Raw genomic sequence first — 2841 nt, forward strand, 5'->3', positions numbered from 1 at the left:
CCGTCGGTAAGCCAGATCAGACGCATAGGAAGTCCTGAACAACCAGAAAATGATCCAAAATTACTCCATCTGTGAGATTTCCGCGTCGATCCTGGCGAGGCGGTCTTTCCTTACACCGGAACCCGACGGCCCCACGAATATTACTGGTAATCTTCAATGCGGGAATGAGAAATTGTTCCCGTATTTTTCCATGTTTTGAAGTAAATATTCTATAAAATTTCAAAATAATAAAAATTAAATAACAATAAAACACCGAAATTTTGGCAAAATAAAATCATTATTTCTTAGTTTTTTAATTTAATCATCAAATGATTTGGAATAACAGAAAAATGTCGGATCTTTTCTTAAACATTTCTCCTTCGCATTCTGGACCACTCACTGTGTTTCAGGCACAGCTAAAAACTTGTCGACAACAGAACTGGTCTGAGGTTTTCAATGGATATTCTGCTTTACGTGCGATTACCTTTTCAAGTTCTCTGGAATTTTTGCTCAATCTGACAGAACAGTTTGAAGATATCGAAATTGTTTTTGGCTCTGAGCATATCCTGACCAAAACCCATATCGCTTTAGCTCAAGCCAGTCAGCTTTTTGAAGACTACGGGTTTAAGGATTGTCTCACAGATCAAAAATCGCTTGTAGAAGGCTTACGTCAACTTCTTGGCCCACGCAGCAGTCTCTTTCTTCCGCGCTTGCAAAATGGCACCTTGCGTTTCAGACTTCTGACTGGTCGCCCAAGTCATGAAAAACTTTATTTACTTTCAGGTTCCAATGGTCAACGCGTAGTCACAGGATCGGCCAATCTCAGTATAGCGGCCTTCCATGGGCATCAACATGAAGTCCTCATCACTTTTGATGATTTAACAGCATGGAATGCTTTTGATGAATATTACCAACGTGACTACAAAAAAAGCGTTGCAATTGAAACGGATATTTTGATTAGCGTTTCTTCTGACGGCAAAGATAAACAGCCTGATATTTCTACAGCATCCCTTCCTTACGAGGATGTTCCCATTGTGCGTGCGATACGGGCCGGGCTGGTTCATATCGAACAGGGAGGTATGGCGATTTCAGAGGGAATGGCCATTGATGCGTTACGAAAGGCTCAACGCCTACGGCAGGAACTTGAAACAATTTCTCTGCCGATGACCCGCAAGGGAGTAACGTTGGTCACTCCCACAATCGTTTCAACTTTTTTGCAGGCACGCGATAAACTGCCTGCTGTGCATTGTCCGAAAGATGAAATTCCACGGGCCTCCCTCTCTGTTCGGACGGGAGAGGTTTTTCTCAATAATCAGTTATGGATTTCTGAAAAAGATACCATTTCAGAACATGACATTGCCCGAGATGTGCACCTGCTTGTGAATTATATCAGTAGTTTTTCGGCATTTTATGGAAATAGCCAAAGTGCCATCGCCTCCTACTGGGCATTTCTGGTCTGGCTTTACATGGCACCTTTTGCACCCTTTTTAAGACAGGGAGCCGTTAGTCATCATATCGACCCGTGGCTTTATCCCCCGTACGCGGTTTTATATGGTCGCTCCAGTGGTGGAAAAACCCTGTTTACGCAGATTATTGCACAATCCATGTTCGGGGTTGTCAAAAGTATTCAGTCATCGATTTTTACGGCACAACGTGCTTTGGGCTTGCGTCAGCAATTAGGGGCTATTCCTCTGTTGATTGATGACGTGACGCCAGATCGAATGAGTAAATATGTGCCTGACATGGTGCGTACTGATCGGGATATGGCCGAATGCTACGCCCCTATCGTCCTGACGACCAACAAGGACGTGACAAGCATTTCAGCTGATCTGACCAAACGGATGGTGACGTGTCATATTGATGCTTCTCTCCCGGATAGTCGAGCGCTTCAGACGGAAAGCCCCCGGCGTTTGCAAAAAGAAATCGGGACAGCTTTATACCGGCGTTATCTGACACTCATGTTTCCTCGCGTTCGAGATATGCGGATCGAGATGGATCAGAGTGATGGTAAACAGATTCCAGATGTCTTTACGGTGTCCTCTCATCTCTTGTTATCGTTGATAGAACAACACCTTCCTGTAAAGCCCGACTGGGTCTGTCCTCTTTCTTATCGGACCTATCAAGCTATGCGGGCCGTTCAGTTCCAACGTGTGCTTGTCGAAATGATCAGAAGTCATCCAGAAAACATCGCTCTGTCGCGAGACAAGCGCTTTATGCAGGTGCGCTTTGGTGGAGATATTCGCCAAGCCATGGCATTTGAAAAATCTGTACCAGAATTTGTTTCCAAAGGACGCATTGCAGATGCCGTCAAACTGGATATTCAGGCAATGGAAAATGAGTTGGGATTTGCTCCAATTCCTCATAGTTCACTCGTTAAGCGGCTTATGAAAGTTTGGAAGAAACGTAAGTAATTAATGCATTTTCGTTTGAGTTGTAGACTTTTGTAAACCTTAATTCAGCAACCAACATCAGGGACATTCTGATCTGTTCCTGATGTTGAGGCCCTCAGAACGCAGAGCATGGTTTGCTTCTGTCAAGCTAGCGTGAAGAGGGCTCCTGAACCGCTGTAATTCGGTAGCCAGGCCTGCCAGCGAGTCCAGAACGGGCTTGAGTGTCGTGGGCACTGACAGAGAAGCATAGGGTGATTTAACGCCCGATTGAGGTAGCCAATTTTCTGTGCTCTGGGCAAAGCCTGATAGAGTAGCAAAAGTCAGAATACTGCGATTTTTCAATATGTCTCTCCTCTTCAGAACCAGAGGAGATGGGGGAAATATCGACGCGGAAATCTCACAGATGGAGTAATTTTGGATCATTTTCTGGTTGTTCAGGACTTCCTATGCGTCTGATCTGGCTTACCGACGG

1 protein-coding gene is annotated in these 2841 nt (G+C 44.8%); it reads left to right on the forward strand.

Annotation, left to right across the window (positions count from 1 at the left end; genetic code table 11):
* Positions 1-329 precede the first annotated feature (329 nt).
* Positions 330-2390 carry a phospholipase D family protein gene (locus FKW31_RS08640; protein ID WP_238332783.1) on the forward strand — a complete coding sequence of 687 codons (2061 nt, stop codon included), beginning with the start codon at positions 330-332 and terminating at the stop codon, positions 2388-2390.
* Positions 2391-2841 lie beyond the last annotated feature (451 nt).

This window comes from Acetobacter sp. DmW_136, assembly GCF_008690365.1.
In the GTDB taxonomy this organism is placed as follows: Bacteria; Pseudomonadota; Alphaproteobacteria; order Acetobacterales; family Acetobacteraceae; genus Acetobacter; species Acetobacter oryzifermentans.

Excerpts from the sequence above, each read along its gene's own strand:
- FKW31_RS08640 (WP_238332783.1), top strand. The coding sequence starts at position 330 with ATGTCGGATCTTTTCTTAAACATTTCTCCTTCGCATTCTGGACCACTC.